Annotated in this window: 17 protein-coding genes; 14 read left to right on the forward strand and 3 right to left on the reverse strand. The window is 73.2% G+C overall.

Translation table 11 applies throughout. The features are described 5' to 3' along the window. Nucleotides 1-5: 5 nt before the first annotated feature. Together ABT295_RS19290 and ABT295_RS19295 are read right to left on the reverse strand one after the other, a co-directional pair. Nucleotides 6-959, reverse strand: a complete 954-nt coding sequence (locus tag ABT295_RS19290) for an acyl-CoA thioesterase (protein ID WP_352396032.1) — start codon at nt 957-959, stop codon at nt 6-8. A 331-nt stretch (nt 960-1,290) separates the two neighbouring features. Beyond that, nucleotides 1,291-5,577 (reverse strand): FtsK/SpoIIIE domain-containing protein, encoded by a 4,287-nt coding sequence (locus ABT295_RS19295; protein ID WP_352396033.1) that lies wholly within the window; start codon nt 5,575-5,577, stop codon nt 1,291-1,293. Between the two features lie 245 nt (nt 5,578-5,822). Between ABT295_RS19295 and ABT295_RS19300 the strand changes: the two genes are divergently transcribed. The 14 genes from ABT295_RS19300 to ABT295_RS19365 all read left to right on the forward strand — a co-directional run bounded on the left by ABT295_RS19300 (nt 5,823) and on the right by ABT295_RS19365 (nt 18,887). Further along, nucleotides 5,823-7,061, forward strand: a complete 1,239-nt coding sequence (locus ABT295_RS19300) for a TadA family conjugal transfer-associated ATPase (protein WP_352396034.1) — start codon at nt 5,823-5,825, stop codon at nt 7,059-7,061. After that, the gene (locus ABT295_RS19305; protein ID WP_352396035.1) at nt 7,058-7,927 is read left to right on the forward strand and encodes a type II secretion system F family protein; all 870 of its coding nucleotides are present in this window, start codon (nt 7,058-7,060) and stop codon (nt 7,925-7,927) included. Before ABT295_RS19300 ends, ABT295_RS19305 begins: the two co-directional genes overlap by 4 nt. After that, nucleotides 7,924-8,931 (forward strand): type II secretion system F family protein, encoded by a 1,008-nt coding sequence (locus ABT295_RS19310; RefSeq protein ID WP_352396036.1) that lies wholly within the window; start codon nt 7,924-7,926, stop codon nt 8,929-8,931. The genes ABT295_RS19305 and ABT295_RS19310 overlap by 4 nt, the downstream gene beginning before the upstream one ends. Before the next feature lie 68 nt (nt 8,932-8,999). Beyond that, nucleotides 9,000-9,239 carry a hypothetical protein gene (locus ABT295_RS19315; protein WP_352396037.1) on the forward strand — a complete coding sequence of 80 codons (240 nt, stop codon included), beginning with the start codon at nt 9,000-9,002 and terminating at the stop codon, nt 9,237-9,239. Nucleotides 9,240-9,301: 62 nt separating this feature from the next. After that, nucleotides 9,302-9,658 carry a TadE family protein gene (locus ABT295_RS19320; RefSeq protein ID WP_502991222.1) on the forward strand — a complete coding sequence of 119 codons (357 nt, stop codon included), beginning with the start codon at nt 9,302-9,304 and terminating at the stop codon, nt 9,656-9,658. 122 nt (nt 9,659-9,780) lie between these two features. Next, a complete protein-coding gene (locus ABT295_RS19325) occupies nt 9,781-10,164 on the forward strand; it encodes a pilus assembly protein (protein WP_352396039.1) in 384 nt (127 codons plus the stop codon). A 110-nt stretch (nt 10,165-10,274) separates the two neighbouring features. Next, nucleotides 10,275-10,694 (forward strand): pilus assembly protein TadG-related protein, encoded by a 420-nt coding sequence (locus ABT295_RS19330; RefSeq protein ID WP_352396303.1) that lies wholly within the window; start codon nt 10,275-10,277, stop codon nt 10,692-10,694. A gap of 214 nt (nt 10,695-10,908) precedes the next feature. After that, a complete protein-coding gene (locus ABT295_RS19335) occupies nt 10,909-11,370 on the forward strand; it encodes a lamin tail domain-containing protein (protein ID WP_352396040.1) in 462 nt (153 codons plus the stop codon). A 61-nt stretch (nt 11,371-11,431) separates the two neighbouring features. Continuing rightward, a complete protein-coding gene (gene prfB / locus ABT295_RS19340) occupies nt 11,432-12,544 on the forward strand; it encodes a peptide chain release factor 2 (protein WP_352396041.1) in 1,113 nt (370 codons plus the stop codon). 181 nt (nt 12,545-12,725) lie between these two features. Continuing rightward, nucleotides 12,726-13,646, forward strand: a complete 921-nt coding sequence (ftsE, locus tag ABT295_RS19345; RefSeq protein ID WP_352396042.1) for a cell division ATP-binding protein FtsE — start codon at nt 12,726-12,728, stop codon at nt 13,644-13,646. 24 nt (nt 13,647-13,670) lie between these two features. Then, the gene (gene ftsX, locus ABT295_RS19350) at nt 13,671-14,576 is read left to right on the forward strand and encodes a permease-like cell division protein FtsX (RefSeq protein ID WP_352396043.1); all 906 of its coding nucleotides are present in this window, start codon (nt 13,671-13,673) and stop codon (nt 14,574-14,576) included. A 108-nt stretch (nt 14,577-14,684) separates the two neighbouring features. Next, nucleotides 14,685-16,220: a peptidoglycan DD-metalloendopeptidase family protein gene (locus ABT295_RS19355; RefSeq protein ID WP_352396044.1), complete on the forward strand. Its 1,536-nt coding sequence runs from the start codon at nt 14,685-14,687 to the stop codon at nt 16,218-16,220. A gap of 138 nt (nt 16,221-16,358) precedes the next feature. Further along, on the forward strand, nt 16,359-16,832 hold the full coding sequence (smpB, locus tag ABT295_RS19360) for an SsrA-binding protein SmpB (RefSeq protein WP_352396045.1): 474 nt from the start codon (nt 16,359-16,361) through the stop codon (nt 16,830-16,832). Nucleotides 16,833-16,922: 90 nt separating this feature from the next. Next, the gene (locus ABT295_RS19365) at nt 16,923-18,887 is read left to right on the forward strand and encodes a DUF2207 domain-containing protein (RefSeq protein ID WP_352396046.1); all 1,965 of its coding nucleotides are present in this window, start codon (nt 16,923-16,925) and stop codon (nt 18,885-18,887) included. A gap of 51 nt (nt 18,888-18,938) precedes the next feature. On the opposite strand, the gene ABT295_RS19370 is transcribed toward ABT295_RS19365, so the two are convergent. Continuing rightward, nucleotides 18,939-19,772 (reverse strand): hypothetical protein, encoded by an 834-nt coding sequence (locus ABT295_RS19370; RefSeq protein ID WP_352396047.1) that lies wholly within the window; start codon nt 19,770-19,772, stop codon nt 18,939-18,941. Nucleotides 19,773-19,887: the final 115 nt, after the last annotated feature.

Raw genomic sequence — 19,887 nt, forward strand, 5'->3', positions numbered from 1 at the left:
GGGGCTCAGGGGATGTGCCGAGCGTCGTCGATGCGGTTGCGCATCTCGACGAGGGCGCGGGCGTGGTCGCGCAGGGCCCGGTCCTCGTCGCTGACGGGCTCCCAGGTGCGGGCGGCCACGGCGTTGCCCTCGGCGTCGAGCGGCACGAAGACGATGAGGGAGTGCGTCGTCAGGGCGAGCTCGCCGGTCGCGGCCGGGTCGCCGGAGCGCACGTGCACGCTGACGTGCATGCTCGAGGTGCCCGTGAGCAGCAGGCGGGCCTCCACCTCGACGAGGTCGCCGATGCGGAGCGGTCGGTAGAAGCGCACCCCGCCGGCGTAGACGGCCACGTTCGAGGCCGACCCCGTCCACTGCGTGGCGAGCACGTGCGCGGCCTCGTCGATCCAGCGCATGACGATGCCGCCGTGCACCTTGCCGCCCCAGTTGACGTCGGTCGGGGCGGCGAGGAAGCGGAGCACGACGCGGGGCGCCGTGCCGGCGTCGCTGTAGGTCTGCGCGGCCATCGCCTCGGCGATCTCGGCGCGCAGGTCGATGCGCTGCACGGCGCTGCGCTGCCAGTGCCGGTCGTCGTCGGTCTCGGCGACGAGGGCGGGGACCGGTGTCGGTCGGCCCGAGCCGTCGACGGCGACGAAGACCATGATGCAGTCGGTCGTCGGGCGGAGCTGCCCGTCGCGCGGGTTGCCGGCCGAGACGGTGACGAGGATGTGCATGCTCGAGGTGCCCGTGTGGATGACGCGGGCGGTCGCCTCGACGAGGTCGCCGACCTCGACGGGTCGCGAGAAGCGCACGTTGCCGACGTATGCCGTCACGCTGTACGTCCCGCTCCACCCCGCGGCGGCGGCGTAGCCCGCCTTGTCGATCCACTCGAGCACGCGGCCACCCCCGACCGTGCCGGAGTAGCCGGCGTCCGTCGGCGCCGCCAGGAAGCGCAGGGTGATCTCTCGGGCGCCACGCGTCATGGTCGTCCTCCTCGGCCGGGGTGGTGACCACGAGGGTGGCAGACGCCGGGCCCGCCTGTCGCCGCTGTCCGTGACCGAGCGCGTCCCGCTGTCCGGCCGTCCCGCGCCCCGGGGGGTGCGGTCCCACCGCTACGTCACTGACCCGCTTCCCGGGTCAGTGACGTAGGGGCCGGGGGGTCTGCGGTTCGGCGTCGGGGGTCCGTGGGCTACGTCACTGACCCGCTTCCCGGGTCAGTGACGTAGTGGCCGAAGGGTCTGCGGTTCGGCGTCGGGGGTCCGTGGGCTGTGTCAGTGACCCGCGCGGCGGGTCAGTGTCGTAGCTCCCGGGGCTCTACCGATCTGCTCTCGCGACCTGGATCGGTTCCGCGTGGCCGCCCCGGACGAGGAAGCCTCGCCCGGGACGACGCTCCTGCGGGAGCTCGAGACGCGCGCCGAGCACGTCGCCGTCGGACGCAGCCGTCGCGCCGAGCACGATGCCGAGACCGTCGCGGGCCACGGCGGGCACGAGGCCGCGGTAGGCGGCGCTCGCGCGGTCGAGCTCGCCGGCCACCACGACCAGGCCGTCGCTGTCATCGACGATCCCGACGGCCTCGACCAGCACCGCCTCCACCTCGCTGCCCTCGAGCAGCTCGACGTCGTCGACGAGGAGGCACGCGTGCGGCTCGCGGCGCAGTGTCCCGACGAGCTGCTCCCGGTCCGACGCGCCGAGCACGAGGACCGTGGACGAGGTCGTCCACGCAGCGGAATCCGTTCGCCGGGGTGCCACGACGACGACGGTACGGCCACGTTCCAGCAGACGGATCGCCAAGCACCGCAACGTGTTCGACCGACCGGAACGTGGGGGACCTGCGACGAGGGCCCGACGGTAGCCGCTCCCGAGAGGGACGCCCACGGGCCGGCATTCGTCGCCGCCCAGACCGACGACCAGCAGCTCGTCATCACTCGGCAGCACGCCGAGGCCGACCTCGCCCGGTAGAGGCCGGAGGCGCCACGGTGGTGCAGCCGACCGGGCCGACACGACGTCTCCGGGGCCGGCGCCGTCCGTCGGCGAGGTCAGCGCGTTCAGTCCGGTCAGTGCGTTCAGGGCGATGAGCGTGGCGGGGAGCGAGGCATCGTCGCCGGGGACCGCGAGCTGCACCTCGAGGCCGCTGCCGACGTCGATCGCGCGCCCCGGCGGTCGTGGCGTGCCGGCGGCCTCGGCTGCTATCCCCGCGAGCGCGAGGTCGAGGGGGTCCGGGAGGTGCAGGGCGAGCCGCCGCCGCAGAAGCCCGGGCAGCCGGCCGGAGAGGATCGCCCGTCCTCCGGTCACGGCGAACCGCAGACCTACGCTCGGACCGTCGCGGACGAGCCGGTGCAGGTCGTCGAGCGGTGCCCCGTGCTCGACGGTGGCGAGCGCCTCCTCGAGCGGCTCCCACCCGTCGACGAGGACGACCGTGTGCGAGGCGGGCGGCGCACCCGCCTCGAGCATCCCGACGAGCCGGCGGAGCAGGCGTCGGGTGACGGCCAGGTCGTCCGGACCGGTGACGGTGCCGACGTGGGGCAGGCCCTCGAGCGCGTCGCGGAGGCCCTCCGGCGGGGGCGAGCCGGTCAGCACGTGGAGGTGCACGTCGCCCGGGCTGGTCGCCACGGCGAGGCCGTGGGCCACCGTGGCGAGCGCGGTCGTGCGCCCGCTGCGCGAGCCGCCCGCGATGCCGAGATGGCCGCCGTCCTGCAGCTCCCACACCAGCACGTCCTGGCGCTGCTGCACCGGCACGTCGACGAGGCCGAGCGCGAGCACAGGTCCGGTTCCGAGTCGTGCGCTCACCTTGCCGATGTTTGGATCCCGCTGCGGGACTGACAGGTCCGCTGCGCACAGCTCACGGGGGAGCGGCGGCAGCCAAGGTGGTGCGGCGCCAGGGATGTGGAGCCGGGTCGCCGCCTCCTGCAGGGCCGAGACGACGGCATCGAGCTCGGTGGACCTCGGCTGCAAAGGCACCGCCGTCGTGGTCGGTCGCCGGCGCCCTGGGTCGAGCACGTGCACCGTGACCGCCTGACGGGCCGCGTGACGTGCAGCCGGGCCGCCGAGGAACGCGGTCTGCACCGTCGTCAGCTCGTGGTCGCCGGTGCGCACGCACGCCCGTCCCGGGGTGCGCGGCTCGAGGGCCGCGGCATCGGCCGCGTCGATGACGTCCGTGCTGTCGGAACGGTCACGGACGCGCAGCGCGATGCGCAGGGCGACGTTGGCCCGCATGTCGCCCGACACCACGCCCGACGGTCGCTGGGTGGCGAGCACGAGGTGCAGGCCCAGCGACCGTCCCAGCGCGGCCACGCGGACGAGCCCGGCGATGAAGTCGGGGAACTCGTCGGCGAGGGCCTTGAACTCGTCGAGCACGATGACGAGCCGGGGCAGGGTCGGCAAATCGACGCATACGGACGCCCGGGGGCGGTAGTCCTCGAGATCCTTCGCGCCGGCGCGGGCGAGCAGCTGCTCGCGGCGCTTCATCTCCGCGTCGAGGGAGGTCAGGGCGCGCGAGGTGAGGTGGCCGTCGAGGTCGGTGACGAGGCCGACGGTGTGCGGCAGCCGGGCGCACGCGCCGAACGCCGAGCCACCCTTGTAGTCGACGAGCAGCAGCGACAGCTGGTCGGGGCGGTTCGTGACGGCGAGGCCTGCGACGAGGGCCTGGAGCAGCTCGGACTTGCCCGATCCGGTGGTGCCGCCGACCAGGGCGTGGGGGCCGTCGGCCGCGAGGTCGACGTGGAAGGGCCCAGCGGGGCCGACCCCCAGCAGTGCTCGTGGGCGGCCGTCGCCCCGCTCCCACGCCTCGGCCACCTGCCGGGCGTCGGTGGGGTCGGGGCCGACCCGACGGTGCAGGTCGACGAAGGAGACCTCGTCGGGCAGGGAGGCCTGGCCGGGCTCGGGGGTCGCGTCGACGAGGGGGGCGAGGGCGCGGGCGGTCGTCTCCAGCCATCCCGGGGTGGGCAGGTCGGCGCGGATGCCGGTGAGCGTGCCGCTGTCGTCGCGTCGTGTCGCGCTCCCGTCGCGGGCGTCGACCTCGACCGTGACGCGCGTCTCCGCGGGAAGCGCCTGCGCGTCGTCGCCGAGGCAGACGAAGACGATGCCGGCCGCGGGACCCTCCGTGAGCAGCTCGGCGAACCCCCGCACGGTCCGCAGCGCGTCGGGCCCGTCGACGAGCACGACCGTGTCTGCGGGGTGGCGGGTCCGTGGGCCATCCAGGCCGGCTGCCGCCTCTCGACGCAGGACCGCGAGTGCACGCAGCTCGGCGACGCGCTCGCCCACCTCCCGCGGCCCCAGCGCGACCCGCGTGGACGTGCCGTCCCGCAGCGTCGCGTGCGGCAGGAGGCCGAGCCACTCCCACGCGCCCCCGGGTGACCGTGCCGCGGTGAGCAGCTCGATCGTCAGGTGGCGCGGAGAGTGCCACGACGCGATCTGGACGACGAGGCCGCCGACCAGGGACGCCCCCGCGGCCCGAGCGCCGTGGATCCCGGTCACGCCGGCGGCCGTCAGGTCGACGAGGACGGGCGCGTCGTCGGCGAGCGGGACGACGTCCGGCACGCAGCCGGTGACGCCGGTGCGGGCGGGCTGGTCGGCGCACCCGACGCGCACCACGAGGTGGTCGGCGTCCCCGGGGCGCCGCTCCCAGAGGCGGGTGGCCCGGGTACTGGCGACGGCGGCCACGACACCGAGGTCGGGGTGGGCGTCCCGGCGCACGGCGGTGTCGTCGCGCGCGGCGCTGAGCAGGGCCTGCTCCGCGTGCGCGAGGGCGGCTGAGTGTGCCTGGAGCCGGCGCCGGTGGGACGTGCGCCCGGCGCGGCGGTCGCTCCACCACTGGCCGATCAGCAGCACGGGGGAGAGGAGGGCGAAGAGGAGCAGCGCGGGGGAGGCGAGCGCGACGGCGAGCGCCGCGGACACGAGCAGGGGCGCCACCGACGCGAGCACCGGCATCCGACCAGGCTCGGGGCGCTGCGGCTCCTCGGGAACGTGGACGCTCGGTGGCGGGCTCGTGTCGACGAACCGCGGGGGCCGGTGGACCTGCACGACGCCGTCGCGCACCTCGTGCCGGGCGACGGCCAGACGAGGGCGCCCGAGCGTCAGGGACGTCGAGCCGACGACGACGTGCTGGCCGTCCTCCAGCCGGATGCCGCCGGTCGGCACGGGGAGACCGTCGACGGTCGAGCGGTTGGTCGGCTGCAGGTCGCGCAGCCGGATCCCGTCGGCACGCACGTCCAGGTGGGCGTGGGCCCGGGACACCGCGGGGTCGTCGAGGCGGACCGAGGCGCCGGCCGCCCGACCGATGAGGTGCTGGCCGCGGCCGAGGCGCATGGTGCGGCCGGCGCCGAAACCACCGGTGATCCGCAGCTCGACGGCTCCGAACAGGGACGCCCCGCCCGCCCCATCCCCCGTCGTCAGCACGGCGCCGCGCAGCAGCGGTGGCCGGCCGAGCTCGGCGTCGTCGCCGACCGGGCGCCCGTCGCAGGTGAGGTGCGCACCGTCGCAGCCGGCGGCGGTGGCGATCTCTGCACGGATGCGTCCGAACGGGGTGCCGGGCGGGGCGTCGACGAGCAGGTCACGGGGCGGCCCGCCCGCGTGCAGGTCGACGACGGTCAGGGGGATCCGCACGTGTCCTCCTCTCGCGCGGACGGGCCGGTGGTCCGATGCAACCCGAGCCGCGCCGGTGACGGCGCGAGTTGTCCATAGGTGGTGGATCACGCCGGTGGACAAGCGAATTCGAGGTTGACCGATTTGATCTGGTTCGCCCCGAGCTGTCCCGGGAGGCTGTGGATTCCGCCCACGAAGGCGCCCGCGGATGCCCTAGCGTCGGGGTGCCAGCAGGTCATGGCACCCGATGGGGTTCAGGGGTTTGCATGTCGACACACGAAGCAGTTCGACGCGTCGAGGGCGAGGTCCGCGAGCTGATCCGACGCTCGGGGCTCGACCCGGCGAGCGACACCAAGGCGGTGCGCCGCCTCGTGCAGGACGCCGTCCAGGACTACGACGAGCGCTCCCTGCACGGTGGCCTGCCCGCTCTGGGGGACCCGCGGCTCGCGGTCCACTCGATCCTCGCCGTCGTCGCCGGCTACGGGCCGCTCCAGCAGTACTTCGACGACCCCACGGTCGAGGAGATCTGGATCAACGAGCCGAGCAAGGTCTTCGTCGCGCGCGGTGGCGTGGCGGAGCTGACCCCGACGATCCTCACCTCCGACGACGTGCGCGACCTCGTCGAGCGGATGCTCAAGAGCAGCGGCCGGCGCGTCGACCTCAGCAGTCCCTTCGTCGACGCGACCCTGCCCGACGGCTCGCGGCTGCACGTCGTGATCCCCGACATCAGCCGCACCCACTGGCAGGTCAACGTCCGCAAGTTCGTCGTGCGGGCCGACCACCTCGACGACCTCGTGCGCCTCGGCACGCTGCCACGGCAGGCCGCGACGTTCCTCGAGGCGGCGGTGGCGAGCGGCCTCAACGTGCTCGTGGCCGGCGGCACCCAGGCGGGCAAGACGACGCTGCTGGGGTGCCTGGCCGCGGCGGTGCCGCCACGCGAGCGGATCGTCACCTGCGAGGAGGTCTTCGAGCTGAAGATCCCGCAGCGCGACGTGGCGGCCATGCAGTGCCGCCAGCCGAGCCTCGAGGGCACGGGAGAGGTGCCGCTGCGCCGTCTGGTCAAGGAGGCCCTGCGGATGAGGCCGTCGCGCATCATCGTCGGCGAGGTGCGCCAGGAGGAGAGCCTCGACCTGCTCATCGCGCTCAACAGCGGGGTGCCCGGCATGTGCACCGTGCACGCCAACAGTGCCCGCGAGGCGGTCACCAAGATGTGCACATTGCCGCTGCTGGCGGGGGAGAACGTGTCGAGCCGGTTCGTCGTGCCGACGGTCGCTGCCGCCCTCGACCTCGTGCTGCACGTGGCGCTCGAGCGCGACGGCGTCCGACGCGTACGGGAGATCGTCGCGGTGCCGGGGCGCGTCGAGGCCGACGTCATCGAGGTCGCCGACCTCTTCGTCACGCGGGACGGCGTGCTGCGCCGCGCCGACGGTTTCCCGCCGCGTCGCGAAGCCTTCGAACGCGCCGGATTCGACGTCACCGCCCTTCTCGCACAGGGGGACTCGTGAACTCACCGCTGGTCATCGGTCTCACATTCGGGGTCGGAGTCTTCCTCGTCTACGCCTCGTTCTGGCCGCGCCCGCCGGCCGAGGAGAGGGCGCGGCCGCCGGGCTTCCTCGTCGAGCTGCGCGACCACCTCAACCAGGCGGGACACCCGGGAGTGTCGCCGGCCAACGTCCTGTCCGGGTCGGCGGTCCTCCTCGTGCTCACATTCCTCATCGTGCTCGCAATGACCCGCGTGACCCCCATCGCCCTGTGCTTCGCGCTAATGGCGGGATCCCTGCCCGTCGCCCTCGTCCGCGCCCAGGCGCGCAAGCGCCGCAACAAGCTCCGCGACCTGTGGCCCGACGTCGTCGACAACATCACGTCGGGAGTGCGCGCCGGGCTCGCGCTGCCCGAGGCGTTGGCCCAGCTCGCGGTGCGCGGGCCCGAGGAGCTGCGGCCGGCCTTCGTGGCCTTCGCGGAGGACTACCGCACCACCGGCCGGTTCCACGACTGCCTCGACCGGCTCAAGGACCGGTTGAGCGACCCCGTCGGCGACCGGATCGTCGAGTCGCTGCGCATCGCGCGCGAGGTCGGCGGCAGTGACCTCGGCCGGCTGCTGCGCGCGCTGTCCTCGTTCCTGCGCGAGGACGCGCGCACCCGAGCGGAGCTCGAGACCCGGCAGGGCTGGACCGTCAACGCGGCCCGACTGGCGGCAGGCGCGCCGTGGGTCGTGCTCGGCCTGCTGGCCCTGAACGGCAGCTCGCTCGCCGCCTACGCCACCCCCACGGGCTGGGTCGTACTGGCAGTCGGCGCGGCCCTGTGCATCGTCGCCTACCGCGTCATGGTCTGGGTCGGCCGTCTTCCCGACGAGGAACGGGTCCTGCGATGACGCCCGTCCCGACCGCCGCCGACGTCGCCGGGCTGGTCGCCGGGTTGGACTCCGCCTTGGACTCCGGGAGCTGGTCGTGGGCCGGCGCGACGGCTGGCCTGCTGCTCGCGGCGGGAGTCGCCCTCGTCGTCGCCGGGATGCCGGCCGGCCGTCGGCCGACGCTCGACGACCGCCTCGAGCCCTACCTGCGCGACACCCCACGTCCCTCCAGCCTCCTCGCGCGACCGGCGCCGGCGCGAGGACCCTTCGGCTTCGGCGACCTGCTCGCCCCCTATCTGACGCGACTCGGCGCGGTCGTCGGACGGGCTCTCGGCGGGGCGGCATCCGTGGCCCGGCGCCAGCAACGCGCGGGACAGCCCGTGGACGTCGAACGGTTCCGTGCCGAACAGGTCGGCTTCGGCGCCGTGGGGGCCGTCGTCGGTCTGCTCCTCACCGCTGCGGTGACGGTGGCCCAGCGCGGCCTGCCGCTGCCCCTTCTCGTCGGGACGGTGGTCGTCGGCACCCTCGGCGGCATCACCGGCCGCGACTACGTGCTGAGCCGCGCGGCCTCTCGGCGCGAGGCACGGATGTTGACCGAGTTTCCCACGGTGGCAGAGCTGCTCGCCCTCGCCGTGAGCGCCGGCGAAGGGGCTGTCGGAGCCCTCGAACGCGTCTGTCGGCTGTCCCACGGTGAGCTCGCGGCCGAGCTGCGGCGGTGCCTCGCCGACGCGAGGGCCGGCGCCAACCTGCCCACGGCGCTGCAGGGTCTGGCCGACCGCACGGGGCTCGTCAGCCTGGCGCGCTTCGTCGACGGCATCGTCGTGGCCGTCGAGCGCGGCACGCCGCTCGCCGAGGTGCTCCGCGCGCAGGCCCAGGACGTCCGTGAGGACGGTCGCCGCACCCTGCTCGAGCAGGGCGGCCGCAAGGAGATCTACATGATGGTCCCGATCGTCTTCCTCACTCTCCCGGTGACGGTGCTCTTCGCCCTCTACCCCGGGCTGCGCCTCCTCCACCTCGAGCTCTGAACGCCGCATCGGCTCCAGGGCTCTCCTGTCGTGCCAGGTCCACATCCATCGAGTGCAGGGAGATCGACATGAACCGGATCGTCACCGCCCAGCAGCGTGCCTGTGCGGTCGTGAGGCAGGCCGGTGGGGGAGCGTTGCGCCGAGGCGCTGCGCGCCGCCTCGGCGGGTCCACCGACCGCGGCGACGTGCCCGGCTGGGTGCTCATCACAATCATGACCGCGGGGCTCGTGACGGCGTTGTGGGCCATCGCCGGCCCGCAGCTCGGACAGCTGTTCAGCGACGCGATCGCGGGCGTCAAGGGACCGTGAGGCCGCAGCGGCGCCGACGGCCGGGTGGGTCCGAGCGGGGATCGGCCGTCGCGGAGTTCGTCATGGTCGCGGCGTTGGTGCTCGTCGTCGGGCTCGGCGTCTTCCAGCTGAGCCTGGCGCTCTACGTCCGCAACACCCTCATCGCGGCGGCGTCGGAGGGAGCTCGCTACGGGGCACGCGCCGACGCCGGCCCGGACGATGCCGTGGCGCGCACCCGGTCGCTGCTCGGCGGTTCGTTCGGCTCCTCGGAGTCGCAGGTCGCAGCGGTGCGGTCGACGACGTCCACCGGCGTCCGGGTCGTGGAGGTCACGGTGTCGGCGCCGCTGCCGGTGGTCGGACCGCTCGGCCCGAGTGGAGGGCTGACCGTGACCGGTCGCGCCTTCAGCGAGGAGCAGGTGCTCTCGGGAGCGTCGCCGTGAGGACGCACGGACCGAGACCTGGGCTCCGGGGTCGGCTCCGGGGTCGGCTCCGCCGTGGGCGCTGGCGTGCGCTCCGGTGCCGTCCACCCGCCGACGACGGCCGGGCCATCATCGAGTTCATCGTGCTGGGGCTGCTGCTCCTGCTGCCGCTGACCTACCTCGTGCTCACCGTGGCCCGGGTGCAGGCCGCGTCCTTCGCGGCCTCCCTCGCCGGGCGCGAGGCGGGGCGGGCGTTCGTGACTTCCGGCACCGAGGGCGAGGCGCACGCCCGGGCCGGGGCGGCCGCGGCCCTCGCCTTCGCCGACTTCGCCTTCGACCGCGGCGCGAGCGTCGCCGTCGGCTGCGACGGGAGCCCGTGCCTGCGACCGCGCGCAGCCGTGACGGCCACGGCGACGATCGAGGTCCAGCTGCCCCTCGTCCCCGACTTCCTGGCCTCGCACCTGCCCGCCACCGTGACGATCCGCTCCACCAGTGTCGTCACCGTCGACCGGTTCGCGGCCCGATGACGCCGCGGCAGCCCGCCGGGCGCCGGCCGGCACCGGCCTCTCGACCCACCGGAACCCGCAGACGGTGGCCTCTCGACGGTGCAGGGCGCGGGGCGCGGGACCGTGGCCAGATCGGCATCCTCGTGCTCGGGCTCTTCGCCCTCGCGGGCCTGCTCGTGCTCGGCGGCATCGACGTCACGGCGGCGCAGCTGGCGCGCATCCGGCTGCTCGACGCGGCCGACGCCGCGGCGCTGGAGGCTGCGAGCGCCCTCGACGAGCGCGCCGCCTACGAGGGAGGCGTGCTCGACCGGCTCGCGCTCACCGACGCGTCGGTCGCCGCCGCGGCCGTCGCGCACCTCTCCTCGACCCCGCTCCCGCCCGGGATCGCCTCGTGGTCGGTGGTGCAGGAAACCGGCACGCCCGACGGCTCGACGGCGGTTGTCACGGTGCAGGGCACCGCGCGCCTGCCCATGTCGGGGTGGGTGCTCGAGTCCCTCGGTGGCAGCGTCACGATGACCGTGACGTCCCGCGCCAGGGCACCGCTGCGCTGAGTCCTGCTGCCGCGGCGTCGAGTCCTGCTGCCGCGGCGTTGAGCCCTGCCCTCGGCAATTCCGGCAAAACGGCCACGTCCTCCGTCGGCGCCCCCTACGGTCGGTCGTCGGTGCGCTCCAACCCCGCGGCGCCCGACCCAGCACGACCCAGCACGACAGAGCACACGTGCCGCGGCCGACGCCGCGGTGCCACGCACCGACCAGACAGGGAAGCATGCGCACCACTCTCACCCGGGCCCTCGTGGCCACCGCCGGCCTCGGCCTCGCCGTCGTCGCACCCGTCGCCACCGCGACCTCGGCCCAGGCGCTGCCGGCCGTCATGATCAGCAAGGTCTTCTACGACTCGCCCGGCGCCGACCGCGGCGGCAACGCGAGCCTCAACGCCGAGTACGTCGTGCTCAAGAACACGACGCGCAGCGCCCGCTCGCTCACCGGCTACACGCTGCGCGACAAGGTCGGCCACACCTACCGCTTCCCGACGTTCACCCTCAAGGCCGGCGCGAGCGTCACGATCCGCACCGGCAAGGGCACCGCCACGCAGAAGAACCGCTACTTCGGCAGCGGCTGGTACGTCTGGAACAACACGGGCGACACGGCGATCCTCAAGAACGCCTCCGGCAAGACCGTCGACACGTGCACCTTCAAGGGCACCCGCAAGGGCTACACCTCCTGCTGACCCCGCCCGTCCGGCAGCGGCGTGCGCAGACCCGCGCGCCGCTGCCGTAGGCTGCTGCCTCGTGGCTGTCGACTTCATGCAAGAGCTCAAGGACCTGCGCGCGACGATGGATTCCGTGCGCGGGGTCACCGACCTCGACGCGCTCGCGGCGACCATCGCCGACCTGGAGCAGCAGGCCTCCGCCCCCGACCTCTGGGACGACCCCGACAAGGCGCAGCAGGTGACGAGCGCGCTCTCGCGCGCCAACTCCGAGCGCGACCGCGTCGTGACGATGGACCAGCGCATCGAGGACCTCGAGACGCTCGTCGAGATGGGCCAGGAGGAGAACGACACGGCCACCCTCGAGGAGGCCGAGCGCGACCTCGCCAAGCTGAAGAAGGACGTCGGCGAGCTCGAGGTGCGCACCCTGCTGTCCGGGGAGTACGACGAGCGCGAGGCCGTCGTCACCATCCGCTCGGGCGCCGGTGGTGTCGACGCCGCCGACTTCGCCGAGATGCTCATGCGCATGTACCTGCGCTGGGCCGAGCGTCACGGCTACCCGACCAAGGTCATGGACACCTCCTACGCCGAGGAGGCGGGCCTCAAGTCCGCCACCTTCGAGGTCAACGTCCCGTATGCGTTCGGCCACCTCTCCGTCGAGGGTGGCACCCACCGCCTGGTGCGGATCAGCCCCTTCGACAACCAGGGCCGTCGCCAGACGAGCTTCGCGGCCGTCGAGGTCATCCCGCTCATCGAGAGCGACGACTCCATCGAGATCCCCGAGAACGAGCTGAAGATCGACGTCTTCCGCTCGAGCGGCCCCGGTGGCCAGAGCGTCAACACGACCGACTCGGCCGTGCGCATGACGCACCTGCCGACCGGCATCGTCGTGTCGATGCAGAACGAGAAGAGCCAGATCCAGAACCGCGCCGCCGCCCTGCGCGTGCTCCAGTCGCGCCTGCTCCTGCAGCGCAAGGCCGAGGAGGCCGCGGTCAAGAAGGAGATGGCCGGCGACGTCAAGGCGAGCTGGGGCGACCAGATGCGCTCGTACGTGCTCAACCCGTACCAGATGGTCAAGGACCTGCGCACCGAGTTCGAGACCGGCAACCCGGCCGCCGTCTTCGACGGTGACATCGACGGCTTCATCGAGGCCGGCATCCGCTGGCAGATCGGCCAGAAGCGCGCCGAGGCCTGATCGGCTGCGGGGCCGGGCTCGCTCTGCCGCCCGGCCCCACGCCACGCCACGCGCGGCGCGGTCCCGGGGAACGCTGCCCGCCGGCCGTAGCCTCGTAGGCGGCTGTGCGCGACGTCCCGCTCCCGGGACGACCGGCGCCGGCGCAGACCAGCCGTTCCCAGCACGAGTCGAGGCCCGACGCATGATCCTCTTCGAGAACGTCACGAAGACCTACCCGCGGACGACCCGTCCGGCCCTCGACGACGTCAGCCTCGAGATCGCCCGGGGCGAGTTCGCCTTCGTCGTCGGCACGTCGGGCTCCGGCAAGTCGACGATGATGCAGCTCGTCATGAAGGAGCAGGACGTCACGAGCGGCCGCATCCTCGTGGCCGGCCGGGACTTCGACCGGCTGCCCGAGCGCAAGGTGCCGGCGCTGCGCCGCGAGATCGGTTGCGTCTTCCAGGACTTCCGGCTGCTGCCGAACAAGACCGTCTTCCAGAACGTCGCCTACGCCCTGCAGGTGCTCGGCACGAGCCGCTCGCGGATCCGCCAGACGGTGCCCGAGACCCTCGAGCTCGTCGGCCTCGCCGGCATGGAGAAGCGCCTGCCGCACCAGCTCTCCGGCGGCGAGCAGCAGCGCGTCGCCATCGCGCGCGCCTTCGTCAACCGCCCGCCCGTGCTGCTCGCCGACGAGCCGACCGGCAACCTCGACCCGGAGACGAGCCTCGGCATCGTCCAGCTGCTCGACCGGATCAACCGCACCGGCACGACGGTGGTCATGGCCACGCACGACACCGTCACCGTCGACGCGATGCGCAAGCGCGTCATCCGGCTCGACCACGGCGTGCTCGTCAGCGACCTCGAGGCGGGCGACTACGACACCGGCAGCATCCCGCGGGTGCGCCTCGAGGAGGCGCTCGCCCCCGCCGTCGCGAGCCAGCCCGAGGTGTCGGACGGCTACGACGACGGTGCGCCGGCGGCATACGCCCCCTCGGCCGGGAACGGCGACGACACGGACGACGAGGCGGCGAGCCTGCCGCCCATCGGCCGCGACGCCGACCAGCCGCGCCAGCGGGGCGGGATGTTCCGCCGCCGCAAGCCCGTGCTGACGAACGACCGCTGACCGCGAGACGGAACGAGAACCCCCATGCGAATCCAGTTCCTCCTCGGCGAGATCGCCAACGGCCTGCGGCGCAACCTCTCGATGGCCGTCTCGGTCGTCATCGTCACGATGATCTCGATGTACCTGCTCGGCCTCGGCCTGATGGGCCAGCGGCAGGTCGACACCATGAAGGACTACTGGTACGACCGCGTCCAGGTCACCGTGCTGCTCTGCGCCGAGAAGACGCGCTACACCAACTGCGCGGGCGAGCCGACGACGGACGCCCAGCGCACCGCGATCAAGTCCGAGCTCGAGGCGCTCAAGCCGACGGTCAAGGAGGTCTTCTACGAGTCGCGCGACGAGGCCTTCGAGCGGTTCAAGCAGACCTACAAGAACTCGCCGCTCGCGCGGGCGGGGGAGTCGTACTTCGCCGACTCCTACCGCGTGAACCTCAACGACGCCGGCAAGTTCGACGTCGTCGCGAGCTCGATCAAGGGCATGCCCGGCGTCGCCGACGTGCAGGACCAGAAGAAGCTCCTCGAGAAGTTCTTCACCTTCATGAACACCGTCTCGTGGGCGGCGATCGCGCTGTCCTCGCTCATGGTCTTCGCGGCGGTCATGCTCATCTCGACGACGATCCGCCAGACCGCCTTCAGCCGGCGGCGCGAGACCGGCATCATGCGGCTCGTCGGCGCCTCGAACTTCACGATCCGCTTCCCCTTCGTCATGGAGACCGCCCTCGCGAGCGTGCTCGGCGCCGCCCTCGCGATGGGGATGCTCTGGGCGACGGTGCGCTACGGCGTCGTCGGCTTCCTCAGCCAGACCCTGACCGACACCGCGTTCATCGGGGTGGTCGACGTCTACCGCGTCGCGCCCTTCGTCATCGTCGGCGTCATCGGGCTGTCCTCGCTGACGTCGTGGGTGACGCTGCGCCGCTACCTGCGCGTCTGACGCCGAGCCGTGCCGAGACCGGGAGAATCAGGTGATCTCCGGCGTTTTCGGACGCCAACCTCTCCCCAAGCAGAGTGACCTGTGGTACCAATGCTGCATATGTGGCTCATGAGGCGCTCCGGCCCGACTCCCCGCCCCGCCGGCAGCACCGGCACGGCGACGTCCGCGACCCGTCTGACGGTCGCCGGCCTCGTCGTCACGTGCTCGGTGGCGGCCGCCTCGGCCTCGTTCGTCGCGCACGCCGACTCGGTGTCGGACCAGAAGAAGAAGAACGACAAGCGCATCGCCGCGCTCGGCCAGCAGCTCGAGGGCACCAACGCCTCGCTCGCCCGGGCCTTCGTCAATCTCGAGCGCACGAACGCGGCGCTGCCCGTCGCGCAGCAGCGGGTCGCCGCCGCCCAGAACGCGCAGGCGCGCGCGCAGGCCGCCCAGGTCGCGGCCGAGGCCACCGAGGCCCGCGCCATCAGCGCCGAGGCCAGGGCACGGGCGCACAACGAGGCCGTCGCCCAGAAGCTCGCCGTGGCCGTCGCCAACGAGCAGCGCGCCAAGGAGCAGCTCGCCAAGAGCGCCTCCGGCCTTGTCTCGAGCCAGGACGCGCTCGACTCCTACGCCGCCGAGGTGTTCCAGGGCTCCGGCCAGGAGTCGCAGCTCGGCATGGTCTTCGGCTCCACCTCGCCCGAGGACTTCGCCAACCGCCTCATCATGGCCGACACCGCGAGCGCGGTCGCGAGCGACACCATCGACAAGCTGGCCGCCATGACGGCCGACAGCACGTCGACGCGCTCCTACCTCACCTCCGTGCGCGGCGAGATCGTCGAGCTGAAGCGCCAGGCCGAGGCCGCGCTCAAGGGCGCCGAGGCCGCAGCCGCCGCCGCCACGCAGGCCAAGAACCAGGCGATCGTCGCGCGCAACAACGCCGTGACCGCCACCCAGAACGCCGCCGCGGCCAAGACCCAGCTCGACGCGCTCAAGGGCAAGCAGACGGCGTATGCCGCCGACCTCGCCGTCCAGCGCCAGAACGAGGCGGCCGACCTCGCCTCCGCGCGCGCGGAGTCCTCGCGCCTGCAGGCCATCCTCGTCGAGCGGGCCCGCCAGGCGCGCATCGCCGAGCAGAAGCGGCAGGCCAAGCTGCGCGCCGAGCGCGCCGCGAAGATCAAGGCCGAGCGCGCGAAGGCCGCCGCCGCCAAGAAGCGCGGCCAGGTCTACGTCCCGCGCAACCCGCCGCCCGTGCAGTCCGACCCGACGCCGTCGAACTACCTCAGCTACCCGGCCGTCGGCCCGACGACCTCCGGCTTCGGCATGCGCTTCCACCCGGTGCTGCAGAAGTGGATGCTCCACGACGGTCTCGACTGGGGCATCGCCTGCGGCACCCCGGTGTATGCCGCCGCGCCGGGTGAGGTCATCCGCGCCGGGTGGCGCGCGAGCGGGTGGGGCAACCAGGTCGTCATCGACCACGGCATCCACCGCGGCGTCGACCTCGTGACGACCTACAACCACATGTCGAGCATCGTGAAGTTCGGCGGCCACGTGAACCGGGGCCAGCTGCTCGGTTACTCCGGCACGACCGGCTACTCGACCGGCTGCCACCTGCACTTCGGCGTCTACGAGGACGGCACGCCGGTCAACCCGCGCGGCTGGCTCTGACCCCGCGCCGCCGGGCGGGCTCTCGCCCGCGCACCGGGCCACGGAAACCCGTTCCGGATCCGTGCCCTGCTCGGGGTAGCGTTGGTGCGCCGACCGCAGCGCGTGGTCGGCACTGACTCGAGTCGGAAGGATGGCCCGGTGCCCAAGGAGAAGGGGCGGTCGCTCATCGCGAGCAACCGCAAGGCCCGTCACGACTACCTCATCGACGACACCTTCGAGGCGGGGATCGTCCTGTCCGGCACCGAGGTCAAGGCCCTGCGGATGGGACGCGCCTCGCTCGTCGACGGCTTCGCGATGTTCACCGGCGACGAGCTCTACCTCGAGAACGTGCACATCCCGGAGTACCTCAACGGCACGTGGAACAACCACGCACCCCGACGCAAGCGCAAGCTGCTGCTCCACCGGGCCGAGCTGACGAAGATCGCGCTCAAGACGCGCGAGAGCGGGCGCACCATCGTGCCCCTCGCCCTCTACTTCAAGGACGGCCGCGCCAAGGTCGAGATCGCCATCGCCACGGGCAAGAAGGAGTACGACAAGCGGCACGCGCTGCGCGAGCGGCAGGACCGCCGCGAGGCCGACCGCGCCATGAGCACGGCCAACCGCCGCCGCTGAGCCTGCAGCGCTGAGCCTGCCGGGCGGAACCTGCCGGGCGCAGGACGCGTCCGGTGTCAGGATGGCGGGAACCGACGGGAGGGGACGGCGATGAGCGGAGCGAGCGTGGCGCGACGGGGGCGACTGGTCAGGCTCGGCCTGCTCGGCCTCCTCCTGGCCCTGGCCACCCTCCTCGTGGGCCCGGCCGGCAGCGCCCGGGCGGCCGGCGACGAGGGCATGGACTCCTACGCGGCCGTCTTCGACGTGCAGGCGGACGGCAGCGTCCGTGTCACCGAGACGATCACCTGGCGCTTCCCGACCGGGGCGCAGCGCCACGGCATCTTCCGCGACATCGTCGTGCGGATGGGCTACGGCGACCAGGAGAACCGCTACCGCTACTACGACCTCACCGACGTCGACGTCACGAGCCCGAGCGGCGCGCCCGACGCGTTCCGGGTCAGCGACAACGGGGCGGCCCGCGAGATCCGCATCGGGTCGGCCTCCGAGTTCACGAGCGGCACGCAGGTCTACGAGGTGCGCTACACGCTGCACAACGTGCTCAACCCCGTGACGGCCGACGGCAAGCCGGCCCCGGAGGGCACCGAGCCGGCCGCGGTCGAGCTCTTCTACAACGTCTTCGGCGCGAACGAGATGACCGAGCGCGATCGCGTCTCGGTCACCGTCAACGCCCCGGCGGCCGCCACGAAGGTGCGCTGCCTCCAGGGCGAGACCGGCTCGACGACGGCGTGCACCGCCACCCCCGGTGACCCGTCGCGCTTCTCGGCCGCCTCGCTGGGCTCGGGGGAGGCCATGACGATCGTCGCCAGCTACCCGCCGAGCGCGTTCGGGGACGTCCGTCCCGACGTGCGCGAGGGCGACGCCGGCACCTCGGTCGGCTCCGACGCCGCCCCCGCCGCCAACGCGGCGGCGTGGATCGGCGGGGTCGGCGCCCCCGTGCTCGCCCTCGCGGTCATGGGGACCCTCGTGTGGACGCGGGGGCGCGACGAGCGCTACGCCGACCTCACCCCCGGCCTCTCGCCGTCGTTCGGCACGGGCGCCGCAGGTGACGGCGCGCCGCCGGCCGCGACGGTGCGGGGCGGGGCGCCGACGGTCGCCGTGCAGTTCCAGCCGCCGCCGGGTGTGCAGCCCGGCATGGTCGGCACGATCATCGACGAGACCGCCAACCCCATCGACGTCTCCGCCACCGTCATCGACCTCGCCGTGCGCGGCTTCCTGCGCATCGAGGAGAACGAGGGCAACGGGATGTTCTCGCGCACCGACTGGACGCTGACCCGTCTCACGCCACCGCCGGCCGAGCGGTTGCTGCCCTACGAGCGGCAGCTGCTCGACGGCATCTTCGCCACCCGCGGCGACCAGGTGCGTCTCTCGGAGCTGAAGAACACCTTCGCCAGCACCCTGAAGAAGATCCAGGGCGCCATGTACCAGGAGGTCGTGACCCGCGGCTGGTTCCGCTCCTCGCCGCAGGCGCAGCGCGGCGCGTGGCAGGGCCTCGGCCTCGTCGTCGCGGCGCTCGGCGCCCTCGTGCTCTTCTACGGCCGCCCCGCCATCGGCGCGATCCTGGGCGGGGGCTTCAGTGGCGGCTTCGCGCTCGGCATCGGCCTGGTCGTCTCCGGCCTCATCGTCTGGGTGCTCGGAGGGCGGATGGCGGCCAAGACCGCCGAGGGCTCCGCCGTGCACGCGCAGGCGCTCGGGTTCAAGGAGTACCTGACGACGGCCGAGGCCGGTCAGATCGCCTTCGAGGAGGCCTCGAACGTCTTCAGCCGATACCTGCCGTATGCCGTCGTCTTCGGGGTCGCGGACCGGTGGGCCAAGACGTTCGCCGACGTCGCCCGCGCGGCCGAGGCCGCGAACCAGCCGCTGCTCATGCCGACGTGGTACGTCTGGAGCGGGGCCACCTTCCCCGACTTCACCGGCATCGCGAGCGGGGTCGACGCCTTCTCGAGCACCTCGACGGGCACCTTCACGTCGACGCCGGGCTCCTCGGGCTCGTCCGGCTTCGGCGGGGGCGGGTTCTCCGGCGGCGGTGGCGGCGGCTCCTCGTCCGGCTCGTGGTGAGGTGGAGCCGGACGAGGCGGCCGGGGTGCTCGGTCCCGCCGCGGCCGGGCGTCAGCAGGTGGCGCTGACCGTGAAGCGGATGTTCGTCGGCGTGCCGTTGAGGGCGTAGGTGTAGATGGTGATGGAGCTGCCACTCACGACGGCGTTGGCGACGTAGCCCCCCGACCCGTCCGGTGCGGCGTGGGCGGCGCACCGCGACACGTCGCGCGCGGTGCTGACCAGGAAGACGCCGGTCGCGGGTCGGGTGCTCGAGAGCACGAGCGGGGTGCCCGAGGTCAGCGTCCCGTCGAGCTCGACGTGGGCCTGGATCTGCGGCGTGAAGTAGCCGTTGACGTCGATGGCCAGGTGCGCCGGACCGAGGACGTTCTTGACCGTGATCTGGCCGCCGGTGCCCACCTGGAGGTTGGCGCCGGTCGTCACGTTGACGCCCTTGCCGTAGTAGAGCGTGCCCTGTCCGACGGGCGTGCCCGTCGGGTAGGCGATGAAGACGCCGTTCGCGTCGGCGGCCGTCGACGAGACGCGGGCGCTGACGGCCGTGGCGTAGCTCGGCACGCCGCACCCGCCGGACGTGCCGCCCTGCGTCGGGAAGCCGGTCGTGCCGGTCACCCGGAAGGTGCGCGTCGACCCGTTGGGGATCTTGCCGCCCGCCGTGGCGGTGGCGACGATCCGGCAGTTCATGAGCGGCACGTAGACCGACATCGGGTCCGAGATGACGACGGCCGGAGCCGGCGCCGGGGCGGGTGCGAGCCGGTTGGCGGGGGGCACGGGCGGGGGAGTCGGTGTCGCGGCGGATGCGGTCGGGCTCGCGAGGGCGAGGCCGACACCCGCGGTCGCGGTGCCGAGGGCGAGGAGGGTGGCGGTCGTGAGCCTGGTCGTGCGGCGCATGGTGTCTGCCTTCATGGAGGGTGTCGCTGACGTCACTAGGTGGCACGCGTGTGGCCTCCTGATACCTCGAGACAGGCGGGGACGTGCGGGCACGTGCCTGCACGTGCGGGGCGCT

It is taken from the genome of Terrabacter sp. NPDC000476 (genome assembly GCF_040300125.1).
GTDB lineage: Bacteria > Actinomycetota > Actinomycetes > Actinomycetales > Dermatophilaceae > Terrabacter.